Source organism: Anaplasma ovis str. Haibei, from assembly GCF_002214625.1.
Taxonomy (GTDB): Bacteria; Pseudomonadota; Alphaproteobacteria; order Rickettsiales; family Anaplasmataceae; genus Anaplasma; species Anaplasma ovis.
Genome location: NZ_CP015994.1, coordinates 277,542 through 296,520, shown reverse-complemented (window position 1 = coordinate 296,520; position 18,979 = coordinate 277,542). Strand labels below are relative to the sequence as shown.

At 49.1% G+C, this 18,979-nt stretch carries 4 protein-coding genes; 2 read left to right on the top strand and 2 right to left on the bottom strand.

The genetic code is table 11. The annotated features are described in order from the left end of the window. Positions 1-105 precede the first annotated feature (105 nt). On the bottom strand, positions 106-4,923 hold the full coding sequence (locus AOV_RS01210; protein WP_117374391.1) for a beta strand repeat-containing protein: 4,818 nt from the start codon (positions 4,921-4,923) through the stop codon (positions 106-108). Positions 4,924-5,104: 181 nt separating this feature from the next. Next, positions 5,105-6,568: a hypothetical protein gene (locus AOV_RS01205; protein WP_117374390.1), complete on the bottom strand. Its 1,464-nt coding sequence runs from the start codon at positions 6,566-6,568 to the stop codon at positions 5,105-5,107. Between the two features lie 204 nt (positions 6,569-6,772). Here AOV_RS01205 and AOV_RS01200 point away from each other — a divergent pair, with 204 nt between their 5' ends. Then, on the top strand, positions 6,773-8,755 hold the full coding sequence (locus AOV_RS01200) for an ATP-dependent helicase (RefSeq protein ID WP_075138804.1): 1,983 nt from the start codon (positions 6,773-6,775) through the stop codon (positions 8,753-8,755). Between the two features lie 1,484 nt (positions 8,756-10,239). Next, on the top strand, positions 10,240-18,789 hold the full coding sequence (locus AOV_RS01185; RefSeq protein WP_075138801.1) for a hypothetical protein: 8,550 nt from the start codon (positions 10,240-10,242) through the stop codon (positions 18,787-18,789). The last annotated feature ends 190 nt before the right edge of the window (positions 18,790-18,979 follow it).

Sequence of the window (18,979 nt, the reverse complement as noted above, 5' to 3'; positions counted from 1 at the left end):
AAGTCGCGGATAGGAGCTAGCCACGCGGCAAAAGAACCTTGGTATCCAAACAAGGGGGAGGGCTTTATCCACCTCCCCCTTTCACCCATGAGCATTCGCTAGGCGTTATAACCGAAGAATGGAACCCTGTACCTGTCCCACAATCGAGACGCCACCATCAAGCAACGATCGTGGACCACCTGCACCAGCAAGAGCTCGGTCATCGCCATCATGAGTGCTCTGCCGGCCGGCAACTGCTTTACTACTACACAGCTTGACCAAATTACACACAGCACGCCTTTGAAGCGGTGTTAGAGCCTGGTCACTACCTGTACCAGCTAGAGTTGAAGTACTTGCATGTACCTCTGTACCATGTCCACTACCTGTACCAGCCAGAGTTTGGTCTATGCCACTTGTACCTGTGCCAGCTCCTGTACCATCAGTACCACTTGATCTCTGACTTAACCCTGTACCAGCATAACCAGCAGCCAGAGTTTGGTCTATGCCACTTGTACCTGTGCCAGCTCCTGTACCACCAAGAGTTGAAGTACTTGCATGTACCTCTGTACCATGTTCACTACCCGTACCAGCAGCCAGAGTTTGGTCTATGCCACTTGTACCTGTGCCAGCTCCTGTACCATCAGTACCACTTGATCTCTGACTTAACCCTGTACCAGCATAACCAGCAGCCAGAGTTTGGTCTATGCCACTTGTACCTGTGCCAGCTCCTGTACCATCAGTACCACTTGATCTCTGACTTAACCCTGTACCAGCAACACTCTTCGCATCCAAAAACAAACATCCGACTGTCTTGGATAACCCTCCTAAGTCACTCAGCACCTTACGGGTAAACTCCTGTGTCTGCGCACTATCCGGACTGTAATATCTACTGATACGTGCAACAGTGTCTCTCAACGCGCCAAGAGCAACATTGGCCTCTTGTACCTCACGCTCAAAAACCACTGCAATCTGGTCTTCGATTTTAATTTCGCGAAGTTCGACTTGTAGTTCCGCACTGTCGCGCTCTGCTTTATTCGCAGCAATATTAGCCAGCTTCCGCACCAATGAACCAAGTGCTGTCCTAGCAAGTTCAGTATCATCCCGATGCTGCGCATAAGGAGGTATTTTATCACCATTAACAGACTTCAGATTACCAAGCTCTGCAAACTCACACTCAATCCAGCCTTTAATGACGGCAAGTGCTTCAGCAACGTTATTGGGCATTATCGTATAGGGAGTACTTGCACCATCAGTACCACTTGCATGTACCTCTGTACCATGTCCACTACCTGTACCAGCCAGAGCTTGTTGTGTTTGTCCAATCGACACCCCATCAAGTACAGACGATGGAACTACACACGGTAAGCTGGCTAAGGAATCCATACCTCGAGGAGGAGTGCCATGCCACCAAACTGCGGCATTACCGGAAGGAGACAGCACATCTCTGCAGGGGTAGGTATTAGCGTTGGCAGCAACACTCTTCGCATCCAAAAACAAACATCCGACTGTCTTGGATAACCCTCCTAAGTCACTCAGCACCTTACGGGTAAACTCCTGTGTCTGCGCACTATCCGGACTGTAATATCTACTGATACGTGCAACAGTGTCTCTCAACGCGCCAAGAGCAACATTGGCCTCTTGTACCTCACGCTCAAAAACCGCTGCAATCTGGTCTTCGATTTTAATTTCGCGAAGTTCGACTTGTAGTTCCGCACTGGCCTGCTTTGCACTGTCGCGCTCTGCTTTATTCGCAGCCAGAGTTTGGTCTATGCCATCAGTACCATGTTGGTCAGTACCACCAAGAGTTTGGTCTGTATTACCACTACCTGTACCACCAAGAGTTGAAGTACTTGCACCATCAGTACCACTCGATCCCTGACTTAACCCTGTACCAGCATAACCAGCAGCCAGAGTTTGGTCTATGCCACTTGTACCTGTGCCAGCTCCTGTACCAGCATAACCAGCAGCCAGAGTTTGGTCTATGCCACTTGTACCTGTGCCAGCTCCTGTACCACCAAGAGTTGAAGTACTTGCATGTACCTCTGTACCATGTTGGTCTGTACCTGCACCATCAGTACCACTCGATCCCTGACTTAACCCTGTACCAGCAGCCAGAGTTTGGTCTATGCCACTTGTACCTGTGCCAGCTCCTGTACCATCAAGAGTTGAAGTACTTGCATGTACCTCTGTACCATGTTGGTCTGTACCTGCACCATCAGTACCACTCGATCCCTGACTTAACCCTGTACCAGCATAACCAGCAGCCAGAGTTTGGTCTATGCCACTTGTACCTGTGCCAGCTCCTGTACCAGCATAACCAGCAGCCAGAGTTTGGTCTATGCCACTTGTACCTGTGCCAGCTCCTGTACCACCAAGAGTTGAAGTACTTGCATGTACCTCTGTACCATGTTGGTCTGTACCTGCACCATCAGTACCACTCGATCCCTGACTTAACCCTGTACCAGCAGCCAGAGTTTGGTCTATGCCACTTGTACCTGTGCCAGCTCCTGTACCATCAAGAGTTGAAGTACTTGCATGTACCTCTGTACCATGTTGGTCTGTACCTGCACCATCAGTACCACTCGATCCCTGACTTAACCCTGTACCAGCATAACCAGCAGCCAGAGTTTGGTCTATGCCACTTGTACCTGTGCCAGCTCCTGTACCAGCATAACCAGCAGCCAGAGTTTGGTCTATGCCACTTGTACCTGTGCCAGCTCCTGTACCACCAAGAGTTGAAGTACTTGCATGTACCTCTGTACCATGTTGGTCTGTACCTGCACCATCAGTACCACTCGATCCCTGACTTAACCCTGTACCAGCAGCCAGAGTTTGGTCTATGCCACTTGTACCTGTGCCAGCTCCTGTACCATCAAGAGTTGAAGTACTTGCATGTACCTCTGTACCATGTTGGTCTGTACCTGCACCATCAGTACCACTCGATCCCTGACTTAACCCTGTACCAGCATAACCAGCAGCCAGAGTTTGGTCTATGCCACTTGTACCTGTGCCAGCTCCTGTACCAGCATAACCAGCAGCCAGAGTTTGGTCTATGCCACTTGTACCTGTGCCAGCTCCTGTACCACCAAGAGTTGAAGTACTTGCATGTACCTCTGTACCATGTTGGTCTGTACCTGCACCATCAGTACCACTCGATCCCTGACTTAACCCTGTACCAGCAGCCAGAGTTTGGTCTATGCCACTTGTACCTGTGCCAGCTCCTGTACCATCAAGAGTTGAAGTACTTGCATGTACCTCTGTACCATGTTGGTCTGTACCTGCACCATCAGTACCACTCGATCCCTGACTTAACCCTGTACCAGCATAACCAGCAGCCAGAGTTTGGTCTATGCCACTTGTACCTGTGCCAGCTCCTGTACCAGCATAACCAGCAGCCAGAGTTTGGTCTATGCCACTTGTACCTGTGCCAGCTCCTGTACCACCAAGAGTTGAAGTACTTGCATGTACCTCTGTACCATGTTGGTCTGTACCTGCACCATCAGTACCACTCGATCCCTGACTTAACCCTGTACCAGCAGCCAGAGTTTGGTCTATGCCACTTGTACCTGTGCCAGCTCCTGTACCATCAAGAGTTGAAGTACTTGCATGTACCTCTGTACCATGTTGGTCTGTACCTGCACCATCAGTACCACTCGATCCCTGACTTAACCCTGTACCAGCATAACCAGCAGCCAGAGTTTGGTCTATGCCACTTGTACCTGTGCCAGCTCCTGTACCAGCATAACCAGCAGCCAGAGTTTGGTCTATGCCACTTGTACCTGTGCCAGCTCCTGTACCACCAAGAGTTGAAGTACTTGCATGTACCTCTGTACCATGTTGGTCTGTACCTGCACCATCAGTACCACTCGATCCCTGACTTAACCCTGTACCAGCAGCCAGAGTTTGGTCTATGCCACTTGTACCTGTGCCAGCTCCTGTACCATCAAGAGTTGAAGTACTTGCATGTACCTCTGTACCATGTTGGTCTGTACCTGCACCATCAGTACCACTCGATCCCTGACTTAACCCTGTACCAGCATAACCAGCAGCCAGAGTTTGGTCTATGCCACTTGTACCTGTGCCAGCTCCTGTACCAGCATAACCAGCAGCCAGAGTTTGGTCTATGCCACTTGTACCTGTGCCAGCTCCTGTACCACCAAGAGTTGAAGTACTTGCATGTACCTCTGTACCATGTTGGTCTGTACCTGCACCATCAGTACCACTCGATCCCTGACTTAACCCTGTACCAGCAGCCAGAGTTTGGTCTATGCCACTTGTACCTGTGCCAGCTCCTGTACCATCAAGAGTTGAAGTACTTGCATGTACCTCTGTACCATGTTGGTCTGTACCTGCACCATCAGTACCACTCGATCCCTGACTTAACCCTGTACCAGCATAACCAGCAGCCAGAGTTTGGTCTATGCCACTTGTACCTGTGCCAGCTCCTGTACCAGCATAACCAGCAGCCAGAGTTTGGTCTATGCCACTTGTACCTGTGCCAGCTCCTGTACCACCAAGAGTTGAAGTACTTGCACCATCAGTACCACTCGATCCCTGACTTAACCCTGTACCAGCAGCCAGAGTTTGGTCTATGCCACTTGTACCTGTGCCAGCTCCTGTACCATCAAGAGTTGAAGTACTTGCATGTACCTCTGTACCATGTTGGTCTGTACCTGCACCATCAGTACCACTCGATCCCTGACTTAACCCTGTACCAGCATAACCAGCAGCCAGAGTTTGGTCTATGCCACTTGTACCTGTGCCAGCTCCTGTACCATCAGTACCACTTGATCTCTGACTTAACCCTGTACCAGCATAACCAGTACCATTTTGGCCAAGGCGAGTTCGTATCCTGTCCCTAAGCGCTCGAATCTGTGTTAGATCCTGGCCAGCTCCTGTACCACCAAGAGTTGAAGTACTTGCACCATCAGTACCACTTGTCATAACACACACTCCGAAACAATTTAAGGAATTAATACATACACGTACCATGAATGGTAGATGCTGTCAACTACATAGTGCAACTGCACGTCCGATACACCAAATTCCCTACTGCAGCGAATGTAATTGTTGTAGTTGGATTTAGAATTTTGGTAAGAGGAGGCGAAATCCCCCTTCCCTACCTTTAGCTAGCCTTTTGGCTAACGCGCAGCAACTCGCGCTTGTTGTGTTTGTCCAATCGAGGTGCCATCGAGTACGCCTCCGGGTGTTGTCGATGCGGTGGCGGTACTTTCTGCGCCTCCACCTGTGCTAGGTGCAGTACCCCCCTCACCCGTTGTGCTTCCTCCAGTGGTTCCCGTAGGTGCACCTTGTACCTGTGAGGAACTCCCGGTAGCGGCAGTGGACTGTCCCGAACCAGTTGACCGCTTTCTAGTCCCCTCAACAATGCAAATATAATTCTCAACAAAAACGAGTGTATTAGTATGTAGCTTTTCAAGTGCGTCACTCTCAATACTTCCGCACCCTGAATCACTGTGGTCCGTAATGGCCTTAAGCGCATCCTTAACATTAGCGGGTATTGTAGTGGGCTGTCCTGATACAGCGGACCTCCCGTTACCACTCTTGACAAAAATAAGTATATTGAGATGTAGTTTTTCAAGTGCTGAATTCTCAATAGTGAATTTTGAGCCACTCTTGCCTTTGTTATGCTCTGAAATAGCGTAGTCCGTAATGGCCTTAAGCGCATCCTTGAGCTCATTGGGTATTGTAGGTCTATGCCACTTGTACCTGTGCCAGCTCCTGTACCATGTCCACTACCTCCAGAATTTTGTTGTCCCTCCTTTGCCGTGATAGCTTCAGGCTTCGGCAAGGAAACTTCAGAGGTATTAGTACTTGTGTATGTCAGCTCTGGGTCTGTTGAATCTGTGGATTTTATTTTAACGGTCAGATCGCTGACTGTGTACTTGTCCTGTTCAATTGTAGGAGTAACCGTATACTGCACCTCTGCTTCTAGAGTACCAACCTCCTTATTATGAGTACCTCGTACGATGAAATTATGGTTCTCGGTAACTACTATTGATGTTACTTGATTAGGATCACTGCTTTTAGGTCCGGTAACACGCATGGATGCTTTTGCATCATTCCCTGCGACTGCTTCTATACTGGTTGGGGTGTCAATTGATGCCTTTATGAAATTAAGCAGGCCTTCACGCTTATCAGTTCCCCTACATAAGTATTTCGAACAGAATTCCCTAATGTTGCCAGCCTGTGCATTTCTACTGTTGTTACTATGATGCTTTCCAGCATTAATCAGACTCCAAGGATCTGGAACAGCATCACGCATCGCTTGGTCCGGTGCGCTCTTGAGTTTTAATGTGGCACTTGATCCTGTTGCATGCTGCACACTGCCAGATTGTATAGCACTTCCATCACCCTCGGTACTGGGGGATGGTGATGTAGCAGTTTCATTACCCTGGTCTACAGCTGTGGGGGATGGTGCAGCGCTCGATGGTGCTTGTACTGCAGCGCCCGCTGCAGATGTCGCCCCATGTGCCAGTGCAGTGTCTGCGCTTGTGGCTGTTGCAATTTTAGTAGTCATCTCACCAACGGTCCCCCCCCCCAACTCAGCGGGGTTATCACCACTCGGCATAACACACTCCGAAACAATTTAAGGAATTAATACATGCACGTACCATGAATGGTAGATGTTGTCAACCGCACACGGCACCATATACAACCAGCGCGGCGCCGCCGTTGTATTGGACGCGTACTTAGTTTTTATTGATTGTACATTCCCTTAGGGTTCATAATGGGGCATGTGCTTGTACCGGTGTTCTCGGAGCCTTAACACAGTATGGAACATTGTAACTGCCCCATAGATGATGCCCAGCACGCGTCAGAGTACGACTCCGAAGAAAGTTTCTTGCTGTCCCTTAACGAAGAGCAGAAGGAGGCTGTTTTGTGCGTTGATGGGCCCGTTCTGATCTTGGCGGGAGCCGGAACGGGCAAAACTCGTACTATAACCTCAAGAATGGGTTATATGATCAGGCGCGGGCTGGCGTTTCCCAGCCAAATCCTTGCAGTAACATTCACAAACAAGGCTGCGCGGGAGATGCTTGTCCGGGTCAGTGAGATTGTTGACACTACTGGCATATGGCTGGGAACATTTCACGCAATTGCAGCCAGAATACTCCGCAGTAATGCGGAGCGAGTCGGTTTAAGGAGAGATTTCACAATCATAGGCCCGGATGACCAGCTGCAGCTCATAAAAGCTATCGTGAACGACACGCACCCTGGGCACCCAGCGGAGGAATGCAAGAAAATGATGTATGCGATACAGAGGTGGAAAGAAAGGGGGCTGCTACCCGCAGGTGTTACAGATACGGAATTGCAAAAGTACCCAAATCTGGCGCGCGATGTGTATTATGAGTATCAGGAGCGGCTAAAGGCTCTGAACTGTGCCGACTTCGGCGATCTTCTGTTGTACAATGTATCGATGTTCAGCACCCATGCTGATGTTCTTTCTTACTACCAGGAGCAGTTTAAGTATGTGATGGTAGATGAATATCAAGACATTAACACAGTACAATACCTATGGCTCAGACTAATTGTTCAAAAACGTAAAAACATCTGCTGCGTTGGGGATGATGACCAATCTATCTATAGCTGGCGCGGAGCCGAAGTTGGAAACATACTGAGGTTCGCTGACGATTTTCCCGAAGCGAAGGTTGTTAGGCTGGAGTGCAATTACCGCTCAACCTCCAACATATTGCGCGCAGCCTCAGCGATTATCAACAACAACAAGTCTAGGCTGGGTAAAAAACTCTGGACCGCAAACCACGCAGGGCAAAAAGTTGGCCTCATGAAATTCTGGGATGGCAGGATGGAAGCGCAGTTTATCAGCGAATACATAAAAGGCTCCAGTGAGTACAGATTTGACGAAACCGCTATACTCGTCAGGGCTGGGTTCCAAACCAGAGTGTTCGAGGAGTATCTAGTAAGGTGCGGAATTCCCTACAAAATAATAGGTAGCACCAGGTTTTATGACAGGCAGGAGATAAAAGACATTGTGGCATACCTAAAGGTGGTGACCAATCCTAAAAATGACATAGCGTTTGAAAGGATAGTGAATAAGCCAAAGCGGCAGCTTGGCGCCTCTACAGTCGCAAAAATACGGGCATACGCCAGAGACAACAGATTGTCCCTGGTCGAATCCGGAGAGTCTATGATAAACTTTGGATTATTGCCGGAAAAGACCTCTGACACCCTACAAAAGCTGTTTAACAAATTTGAGTGCTGGCGTGAGGCTTTAGACACCGGCTCTCTAACGGTTGCAATGCAGTCTATAGCAGAGGGTTCTGGTTATATGGATATGCTCAAAGGTGAGGGGGATGCGGGCATATCAAAAATTGAAAACATTAGGGAGTTGTTTGCCGCCGTAGGGAGTTTTGAGAATGCAACTAAGTTTTTGGAGCATATAAGCCTGGTTACAGAGGTAGACTCGCTCGAGCAATCCAGCAACCATGTGTATTTAATGACTCTTCACGCGGCTAAAGGCCTTGAATTCCCACTGGTGTTCCTGCCCGGCTGGGAGGAAGGAGTATTCCCCCACGAAAAATCTATACATGACTCCACTGGAAATGCCCTGGAAGAAGAACGCCGCCTGGCGTACGTGGGCATGACCAGAGCACGAGAGCAGCTGTTCATATCCTGCGCTGCTGTGAGGGAAGTAAACAACTGGAGGCAGCCTATGAAGATATCGCGATTCATCAAGGAACTCCCCGCAGAGTACGTGCAGGTTCTAAAAAATGTGGATGGCTCCATGCAGCAACACTGACAGTCAAGCCCTGGCTTACAGACCTGTTGGGCAGCACTTTGACTGAAAGAGTATAAGGGTGGCACAGACCTAAAGCCGCATGGATCGGCCATATGGTGCTTGCACTCCCAGAAACTTACCTAATACTTTCGCAAAATGTGCGTAACGACCACAAATTTGCAAGTGTAATTTGCATACACGCCGGGTATGACTACAATGGCGCTACCCTAGTATGCTGCTGGTTGCGGGGGGCGTGCGGTGCCATCCGGGGTGAAATCACCACTAGCAGGAGCCGCGGCGTTACGCGCATCAGCACATATGGAACGCCTGGTTGCCACTTGGCACGGGTCGGAAGTCCGGTGCCAGACGGCATGGCGGAACACACACACAAACGAAAAGCGATGGTGCGTCGCTTGGTGGAGAGGGGCGCACTAGTCGCGAACTCCCCCAGGGGGTGGTGCACCTGAAGAACTGTCTGAGACACCCGAAGCGGCAAGCGCCTAACATTCTGCAGTGCCTACCACACCCACTTTCAAAAGTGTACAGGAAATGCGTCACGCAGCTACAACTCCCTATAGCCCTATTCCCCGAAACACCACTGTAACAACATAGGAGGAGCACGGTCTGGAAACGTTAGGGATTTTTGCAGATGATATTTATGTAAGAATGCTAAAGACCAGCGCGGCCCGACCGCGTTCATAGAGGCCTGCATCGATAATAGGGGTAGCAGCGCCAGTATGAATGTCACCGCCACACCACAAAGGTGTAATATGCGGGTTACAATATTGCGATATGTCAGCACAATAGCACCTACCAAGGGGAAGCATCCTAAGGTCAAATTTGTGGGATCTGCACAGCTCTCAAAACAATTTTGTGCGCAATCTGGAAGCGCATCACATACCAGTTTGTCTTACTTGCCTATAGTCTTAGCTTCGAGCGGGATGGTAGCCAAATCATAAAATAATACAGTGGTAACCACAGAAAAATCAGGTTCACGACACATAGTTACTCACGTGACAACTATCAACACAAAGTTCCGAGTGGGAAGGAAGAACGGCACATTAGAGCAAGCCGCCCGGATAGAAGGGGAAAATACCAACGATACTCCCCCAACGGAAATGGGTGGTATAAGGTACACTCCCTCGGTGTACCAGACTAGAGGCGCTTAGTACGCGGTGATCTGTAATTTGCGCATCACACACTCAACTTCCAGTGATGAAGAAAATGGCTCAGGTTTATTTAGCACAGGTATTTCTCCTAACAAGGCCACAATAGACATGTACGGAGATTAAACCGCTCAACCAAAAACTGGCATAATATAAAACAGCGTCTGAGGCGAGTTTCCTCCTTTGTTTACACATTTCTCACTGCGCGAGAGTACAATCTGGCACACTCGCGTCAGTTACGTCGTGTTTCTTTGCGCTCAAATTCAACACCCTGCAGATCACCAGGGTGCGCACGAATGAGAGATTGTATCTAGAGCCCTTACACATGTAGTTTGTATCATGGCCTTTAGCAACATTTTCAAAAGAAAAAAAAAGCCGTTCAGCTTGCGAACAGACGGTAGTGACGGTAGTGATAGCGACCTGTGGAGTGCGGTACTAAAGTGTGGTGAGCCATCACCACGAGGCCCTAGGGGGGCATCGCGCATACCGGTCGTGTATTCCCAAAAAATCCACAATGACGGCGCGCTATGTTGCGACAAAACCTTGGTAGACGTGCTGCATACCATTGCAAAGCCCACAGCGCAGCGTACTGGGATGCTAGACCTAGCGCTTGAATCAATCGACAAAAATTCGCGGACCCTGGTAATCTCGCAAGAGGAAGACTCTCCCGCACCACTGGTTACAATACAACCGGCGCAGGCACTCCCCAAAGAACATGCCGCTATCAAGGTTACGGAAAAGCACGCTGTGAGCGTCTTCAATGTACGCGGACAGGGAGCTGTAAGCCTGCAATCTATAGGCAAAATGTGGGTCACCGCAGCATACAGAGTTTCATCTCCAAGAAATAGCCCCGGCCATTATTTGCTCAGCGATCTGAAGTTAGAGGTCGGTAGTTCTGTAGACGACAAAGTACGGAGACTGCATACGCAGAAGGACGAGTTTTTCACGCCGCCAAAACAAGGTGAAAAACAGGTCGTGGAAAACGACAACGCCGTAGAGAAGTACTGCGCCAACCTGTTGAGCGAAAGAACAAATAATATTCCCAGTATTCGTGGCATACCTAAAAGGCCCAGTTGCAAGCTCAAGCAAGAGGCTGACACAGTTATGCGTGACCGTGGCCAAACCCCGTGGGAGCTAATCCGTACAGATGTCGAATATGACTTTGTCGAAGAAGGTGATGCTCAGGTGATAGACGCGCAGATAGCCCCCGAAGACGAAATGCAGTTGAACTGTGTGGCGCTGCTGGGGGGGATGCAATGTGACCCAAAATTGGTCAATGTTCTTAGATACGTACTCAAACCTACCGCGAAGCGCGGCCGCCTACTGGATTTTCTCGAATCGTGCATACAAAGCAGTGTCATACAAGACACCAGTTCCTATATCAAAATATCTGCAATTGGAATCACAAAAAACCCCGCTACGATAGTACGCCCTATCGTCATGGACGATCGCTCCGTCTCCGCAGTGCGAGTGATAGAAACGCACTGTGTGAAGGTCATGCAAGTCAGCAGAATAACAGGCAAAGCACATTGCATCGGTGCGTTAGAAGCGATTGTGCAATTCACACTTTTTACTACAAGCGACCCTAAAAAGTGCAAACTTGGCGACCTAAGAGTATCGGTTAAGCCCATAAACTCGGCCGGGCGCCCAACCAGTGAGCAGCTCACACACAACTCCACATACACGTGCGCCTTGCCCATTGATCTCGAAGCATCGTATGAGCATACGAGACTGGGCGAGGATAAGTTTCACGTACCTTACACGCAGGATGCTGTCCTTCCAAAAAACCGTACAGGGATACTGCCTGTCAATAGAGTAAAACTCAAGAATAAGGCAGACACAGCAATACGTAACGTAACCAAGACCCCGTGGGATCTGATCAAAACGGGAATTCCCTACGGTACACCTAGTAATCAGCCTGGGGTCCACAGCAAGCTGTGTTTGCTTGACAATATTGGGAGGAGCATTGGGCCGATTCCACGTGACGAACAGATGGTGGAATTTGCACGCAATATAGTTCAGCCTACAAGCATACGCCCCGGCTTGCTGAAATTCTTGGAAAAATGCATTAAAACCACAAACCCCTCTCTTAGGGTTTTTGCCCACTCTTCCAACAAGCCGTCACTAACAGCAACGTTAACGTACGTAACAGAGGATGTCACTTTTCCCATGGTGAAGGTTGAAGAAATTCACTTGGTTGACGTGAAAGATATCAGCGGTAGGTCGCAACGCGCGGGTGATTTTTTTGTTGGAAAACCAGATGGAATACCTGTGCAGGATGTGTTGCAGGTGAAGCTATCTTACGAAATCAGTCACCACACCCCACATTATCTTATTAAAAACATGCGCACCGAGATTACATCTATGGGCCAAAATGGAAATAGTCCGCAAAAAAACCCACTGGTGGTGAACATTAATGCAAGATACCAGCACGACGAAACACTTGAGAAAGATCGCATGGAACAAGCAAAGGCAGAGCTGCGAGCAAAAGCAGGGGCGGCTCTAGAGCTGACAGCAAGGGGACAACCGACTGTTAGCGTATCATCCGCTAGAGGCAGAACGGGTGTGGCTAGCGAAACACGCGCTGTAATGCTCAAGAGTCAGCCGGATCAGAAAATGCGCAATTTAGCTAAGACCCCTTGGGATTTGATTTGTGCCGGAGATGAGCACGCAGATGCTGACGCAGCTACACCTAGCAATGACAATGTCGCAAAGTTCACGAAAGAATACCTGCTAAAGCCTACGAAGCACCGTGAAGGCCTGCTAGAGTTTGTAAGGGCGTGCGTGCAGAACGGTGGCGAGCTGGATATGGAGACTCGCACTCCAAAAATAAAAGTGGATGTCGAGCAAGATGAAGATGGGTCACCAATCGGACCCATGGCAGTCAAAGAAGAGCACCAAATCCGAATTTCCAGAAACGCAGAAGTTTTAGGTTTCCTCGCGGTACAGGTAGAGTACAGGGTCAGCGAAACCGCGAGCGAGGGGGTGTATACGCTGTCCGATATGAAAGTCGGGGTCAAGTTGCTGGACAGTGATGGTCGAGAATCACCCCAACAAGAGCTAAAGTACAACATCGGGGCTAGCGAGCTTATATCAAGGGCTGGGCCCTTGAAATTAACACCCCGGAAGAGCGCTGCAAAAACAAAGCACCTTGATTCCGAACATGAGGATGAGCAAGAAGATGCCAAGACAGAACTGCGGGAAAAATCCAAAGCGGCACTAAAGAGAGCAGCAAATGCCGCGGTGGCAGGGGGGAGACCTGCTGGTATATCCCTAGCTAACCCTAATGATTGCCAAGAGCTAGTCAATGAATGCGGGTTGTGCGAATTCGTTCTGGGTGAAGACTGGGTCGCCAATAACGTGGGTGGTGATGTGCAGACAACACCCAGCTCTGCATCTGCACCTAATACAAGTGAGCAATTAGCTTTCCTATCGGCAGTGCTAGACACGAAACCACGTGATACGCACGCACTTTTGCTGAGCGCACTGGCAAAATGCATAAGTACATCAGGCGTAACACTAGAAGCCGGGCCGGTGGAGGCAAAAAGGCGGAATATAGTAAACAGTGAAGATGCCCCAGCGGTTAGGGTTGAAGAAAAACATAATGTCAAGGCAATATGTCGTTCAGCCGCGGGTGAGCAGACAAAAGATCTAGGCAATGTAAATGCTACGCTGTCTTACTTGATCTCCGCTGACAAAACCGCACGGGATGTTATCATCATATCGGATGTGAAGCTGAATGTAGCCGTTGAAGGAACAAACATCAGGCAAGACATAAGCTTTGACGGCACAGAAATAGTTACAGTTTCTGATAAGTTGCTGCAAGCTGCCAAACCCGAGACGGGTGCCAAGTCCAAGAAAGACACCGAGTCTGGAGAGAATACCAAGCCTGTAGAACGTACCATGGAGAACCTTCACAACAAAATTGAAGATGGGTTCAAGACTATTGCTGGCGGGGCTAGGAATATTACTGACGCACTTTCAGAGGGTGTACAACGGCACGGTCGGGAGCTTGCGGAAGGTGCAAAACAGCGCATTCCATTGGTGCAACCTGATAGTATATCCCTAGCTAACCCTAATGATTGCCAAGAGCTAGTCAATGAATGCGGGTTGTGCGAATTCGTTCTGGGTGAAGACTGGACCGCAAAACACATGAATGATTCGGGTACAACCCCCAACCTTGAGAACCTGGGTACTGATGAGCAATTCATCCTCCTATCAACAGTGCTAGACACGAAATCACGTGGTACGCACACACTTTTGCTGAGCGCACTGGCAAAATGCATAAGTACATCAGGTGTAACACTAGAAGCCGGGTCGGTGAAGACAAAAAAGTGGAATATAGTAAACAGTAAAGATGCCCCAGCGGTTAGGGTTGAAGAAAAACATAATGTCAAGGCAATATGTCGTTCAGCCGCGGGTGAGCAGACAAAAGATCTAGGCAATGTAAATGCTACGCTGTCTTACACAATCTCCACTGGCAAGCCCACACAGAATGTTATCATGTCGGATGTGGAGCTGCATGTAGCTGTTGCGGAAACAGACATCGAGCAAGACATAAGCTTTGACGGCACAGCAACAGTCACGGTTTCTAATAAAGTGCTACGAGACGTGGCTGATAAATTAAGAGGCAATGACCCAGATAAGGGATACTCACAAGATCTGGAAATAGACTCTGTGGATGGAAAACGTGCCAGTGGTCGCGCCACAAAACAGGCGACGCAACGCAGTGCAACAGCCACACGTGCTAAACAATCCGCTAGCACAGAAACTGCACAGAGTGGTATCGAAAGTGAGTTCAAGGCCGTTGCTGATGAGGCTCGGGATATTACCCGCGCACTCTCAGCGAGCGGTAATATACAAGAACCACAGAACGCTGCACCATCCCCCAGTACCGAGGGTGATGGAAGTGCTATACAATCTGGCAGTGTGCAGCATGCAACAGGATCAAGTGCCACATTAAAACTCAAGAGCGCACCGGACCAAGCGATGCGTGATGCTGTTCCAGATCCTTGGAGTCTGATTAATGCTGGAAAGCATCATAGTAACAACAGTAGAAATGCAAAGTCTGGCGACATTCGGGAATTCTGCTCGAAGTACCTATGTCGGGGAACTGACAAGCGTGAAGGCCTGCTTAATTTCATAAAGGCGTCAATTGATAACCTCGATCCCGGTTTAAGAGTAGTCAAAGGGAATGACACAAAATTACGCATGCGTGTTACCGGACCCACAAGCAGTGATCCTAGCCAAGTCGCATCAGTAGTGCTTACCGAGACGCATGACTTCATCGTACGAGGTACTAATAATAAGGAGGTTGGTACCCTAGAAGCAGAGGTGCAGTATACAGTTACTCCTACAATTGAACTGGACAAGTACAAAGTCAGCGATCTGACCGTTAAAATAAAATCCACAGATTCAACAGACCCAGAGCTGACATACACAAGTACTAATACCTCTGAAGTTTCCTTGCCGAAGCCTGAAGCTATCACGAGCAGAAGCAGGAAGCCGCTTACGCCGTTTGATCAGGTAACAAAACCTGAGGGAACAAAAAGCCTGGAACAGCGGGTCGCTGATACGGTTAGTGCACTGGCTTCTACACGCGTTAGCACTAATCCCCAACAAGATGCGAATATATCTGACTATCTAAACAGTATATCAACACCCAGTAGTAGCGCGGGTACAGAAGCGGCTTCAGGTACCACAACTGCAAGAGACAGCAAACAAGGCAGTGCACAACACTCCACTACTGTGCCGTCGCAACCAACCATCAATGAACAACCTTCTCCACAGCTCAAAGCGTCCACAAAAGGGGCAAGTATGCCCGCTCGACCCGCTTGTGAGCTAAAGAAGAAAGAAGATCAGGTAATGCGTTCTGCAGCAGCAACTCCTTGGAGTCTGATTTATGGCGAGCATGAGCCCACAACACCTGAAGCAGGTACAAGCAGTGATATACAAGACTTCCTGAAGAAATTCCTGCTAAAGCCCACAAAACGGCGTAAAGGCCTGTTAGAATTCGCCAAAGCGTGTATGTACGACGGTGGTAGCCTTAGCACACACGCCACAAATGGTCCAAAAATAACGTTAAAAATTTCGGATGATGCCACCACCAATACCGTGGAAGAAGTACACAACATCCAAGTCAAGGATGCGCAAGGAGAAGCGGTACTAGATGTTCTGGCAGTGAAGGTAAGTTACAATGTAAGCGGCACGGACACCCAGGGAAAGTATTCATTATCCGACTTGAGCGTTGTGGTTAAATCACTGGGGCGTGAAGGAGACAGCCCATCTGACACGGAGTTAAGTTATGAGATAAGCAAAAGCCAATCTGTGTCATGGCAAAAACAGCCTAAATTCAACCAGTATGTCGTACCTGCGTTAAGTGCCACAAATAATGCGCAGCAAAATGATCAGGATAATCAGGAAAAGCTTCGCGCACGGGCAACTAAAGCGCTACTACTGGCGGCACAGCAAGATAGTGCTCCATCTAACGCAAAATCCATAGCAACTCAGACTGGTAGTGTGAGTGCACCACCTAGCCAGCTCGTCCTACATTCCAACCCAGAATGTAGCGACATACATGACCCGGGTAACCTTTCTAGGCTGGTTCTGGGTGAAGAGTGGTTCATTGAGCATGATGAACGCGAAGACCCACAATATGCAAAACCAACAGTGGGCAATATTTTCTCAGACAGGGATGCGCAACACTTACTCTTGTCCGCAGTGCTGGATACGGCACCGAATGTTACGAACGGATGCCTGCTAGACGCACTGCAAAATAGCATAGGCACACAGGAAGTTGTATTGGTTGCCTCACAGGATGTTGTGCCTGTAGTGACCGTAAAGAATACAAACAAAGGTGACTCTTCTGCAATTTTGGTTCAAGAAGAGCATGAAGCCATAGCAAAACATTTGTCAGGCAGCGCAAACTTAAAAAGTAGTGATGTACTCCGGTCAGCCGTAACTGCCCGAGATCTGGGCAAGGTGAACGCCATTTTGTCTTACACCATGTCCACTAACACAACCAACAATGATGTCTATGTCGTAATTTCGGATGTAAAGCTGGTAGTAGCCGTTCTAGATATAAATGCTGCGCAAACAATCGAGTTTAAAAACGCGGAAGACAAGTTCCGCATTACCGGCAAGTTGCTGCAAGATGTCGTTGAGAAATTGCATGGACGTGCTTCAGTAGGAACACAGTCAGAAGATGTCGGGGAGGGTATAGGGCATGGCGGTGGCACCGTCTTGTATGCATCCACCACAGCGTCCAAAGCGGACAGTGACGAAACAGAGCGGCACCTTGCCGAAGGAGAATCATATTCTGAAGCATCGGATGATGAAGATGATGCCCACCCTGCTGTCGATACCGCCGCAGGCAAGAAAGGACGCGCCCAGCGGAGCAAAGCTACCGGTAAGGCGCAATTATTATCAACACACACAGCACCAGATGATGAGGAAACACCTACACGTGAAGACAGCAGCACTCTTCAGGCGAAACGGGACGATACCATAGACAGTGATACGGACTCTGAAGGCGAGGAACCAAGCTCAGCCCAGGCAAAGCGACGACCTACAAAAGCAAAGCGGAGCGCAACAACCACACTACAAGTGGAAGAGCGGCACGCAGGAGGGTCTGGTACCCATGATACTGACGGAGAGGGGGAGGAACCAGATACTGACGACGACTATGAAGAACACCCCGATGAACAGGATCTGCTAGAAGAATATGAAGAGGACAATAGAGAAAAAAGTGGGGTGGCGCGTATTGCCAAGCTGGCACAACACCACATCCGAAGTGGCGGAACACAATATGCTGAGCGCGTATCCGGCACATCCGAGGCGTGGCACCGAACTCAACGGTCAGAGCACACTGTCATTAAGAAAGTACAATTATTCGCTGATAACGGAAGGTTTAACTTCGTTGATGAAGTGAGAAATGCGCTTAGGGATGACCTATCATGTCAAGAAATTTTCTACCCCACAGATGACGATACTAGCTTTGAAACAAACCTCCTCATGCGCATAGCAGAAGCAAGTGTTGCTCCTCTAGGTGGACATGAAGCGGCCGAAAATCTACAAATCGTAGGTATCGTAAAAAGCGAGATAGACTTCTCAGAGTCCCAGCAGGAGTATGATGTTGTAAAGGGTGCCACAATAGATGCCGGGATCCATGGAACATTTTACATTTCCGTACGATACCAAATCGCGAGAGAAGTTTCTGTATATTCAACCAACTATGTAATAAAAAACGCTGCCATCCACCTAGGACGCGCCGAAGGCTCAGGAACGACCGTCCTGCCGATAGATGATATAGTTTCTGTAGTTGACACGCCATGGCGCGCTGCTCTGGCAGAGTATGGTGCGAAACAAAAAGGCATGTTCAGTACCGGTACGTCAGCGACCCATGGTGGCACACAAGAGAGCAAAGTCAGGCAAGAGAAAAAGCACACTCAACAGAAGCAACGGTTCACGCCCGGATTCACAGAGGAAAATGCGCTGCACGCCGTGCCAACAAGTACGGAAAAAGGGGGCTGGCTCAGCAAAATACTGGGTTTTGTGTGTAAATTCCTTGGAAAGATATTCAAATTCTTAAAGAATCTCCTTGGAGTGCGAAGTACCGCACGTGACAACTTTGTAAAATACGAAATAGACACCGGTGAGTTCATTGAGGACAAACCCAGTGACTCGCGTGCAGCGCGTCTATCCCACACAATTGGTGATGTACACCATGACGCACAGGCAGAAGTCGATACTACGTATCGTGACGAATATGATGACGAATACCCTGCCCGCTACGACCCCGAACACAGCTCCCCTTCTGAAGTGGTCAGCGATAGTACTGTCCATCCAGCAGGTGTGCGCACAACGGCTGCTAGAAAAGGTCGGAGATAGTTTTATGTGGCGCAGCGGCGCCGCTGGTGCCGCGCAAACCGTTCTCCAGGGGCACACAAGGTGTGCTTGCAATTGTGCAGATTTGTAAACCATCTCCATAACCTGTGGGGAGACGTCTCCGATTTCTTCATCCAAGTTTGAGCATCCGCGACCTTTGCGTTCATACGCTAGAAGCATGTTATATTAAGGC

Bases quoted from the DNA above. Each gene is read 5' to 3' on its own strand.
- AOV_RS01185 (WP_075138801.1), top strand. From the start codon at position 10,240: ATGGCCTTTAGCAACATTTTCAAAAGAAAAAAAAAGCCGTTCAGCTTG.
- AOV_RS01205 (WP_117374390.1), bottom strand. From the start codon at position 6,568: ATGCCGAGTGGTGATAACCCCGCTGAGTTGGGGGGGGGGACCGTTGGT.
- AOV_RS01200 (WP_075138804.1), top strand. From the start codon at position 6,773: ATGGAACATTGTAACTGCCCCATAGATGATGCCCAGCACGCGTCAGAG.
- AOV_RS01210 (WP_117374391.1), bottom strand. From the start codon at position 4,923: ATGACAAGTGGTACTGATGGTGCAAGTACTTCAACTCTTGGTGGTACA.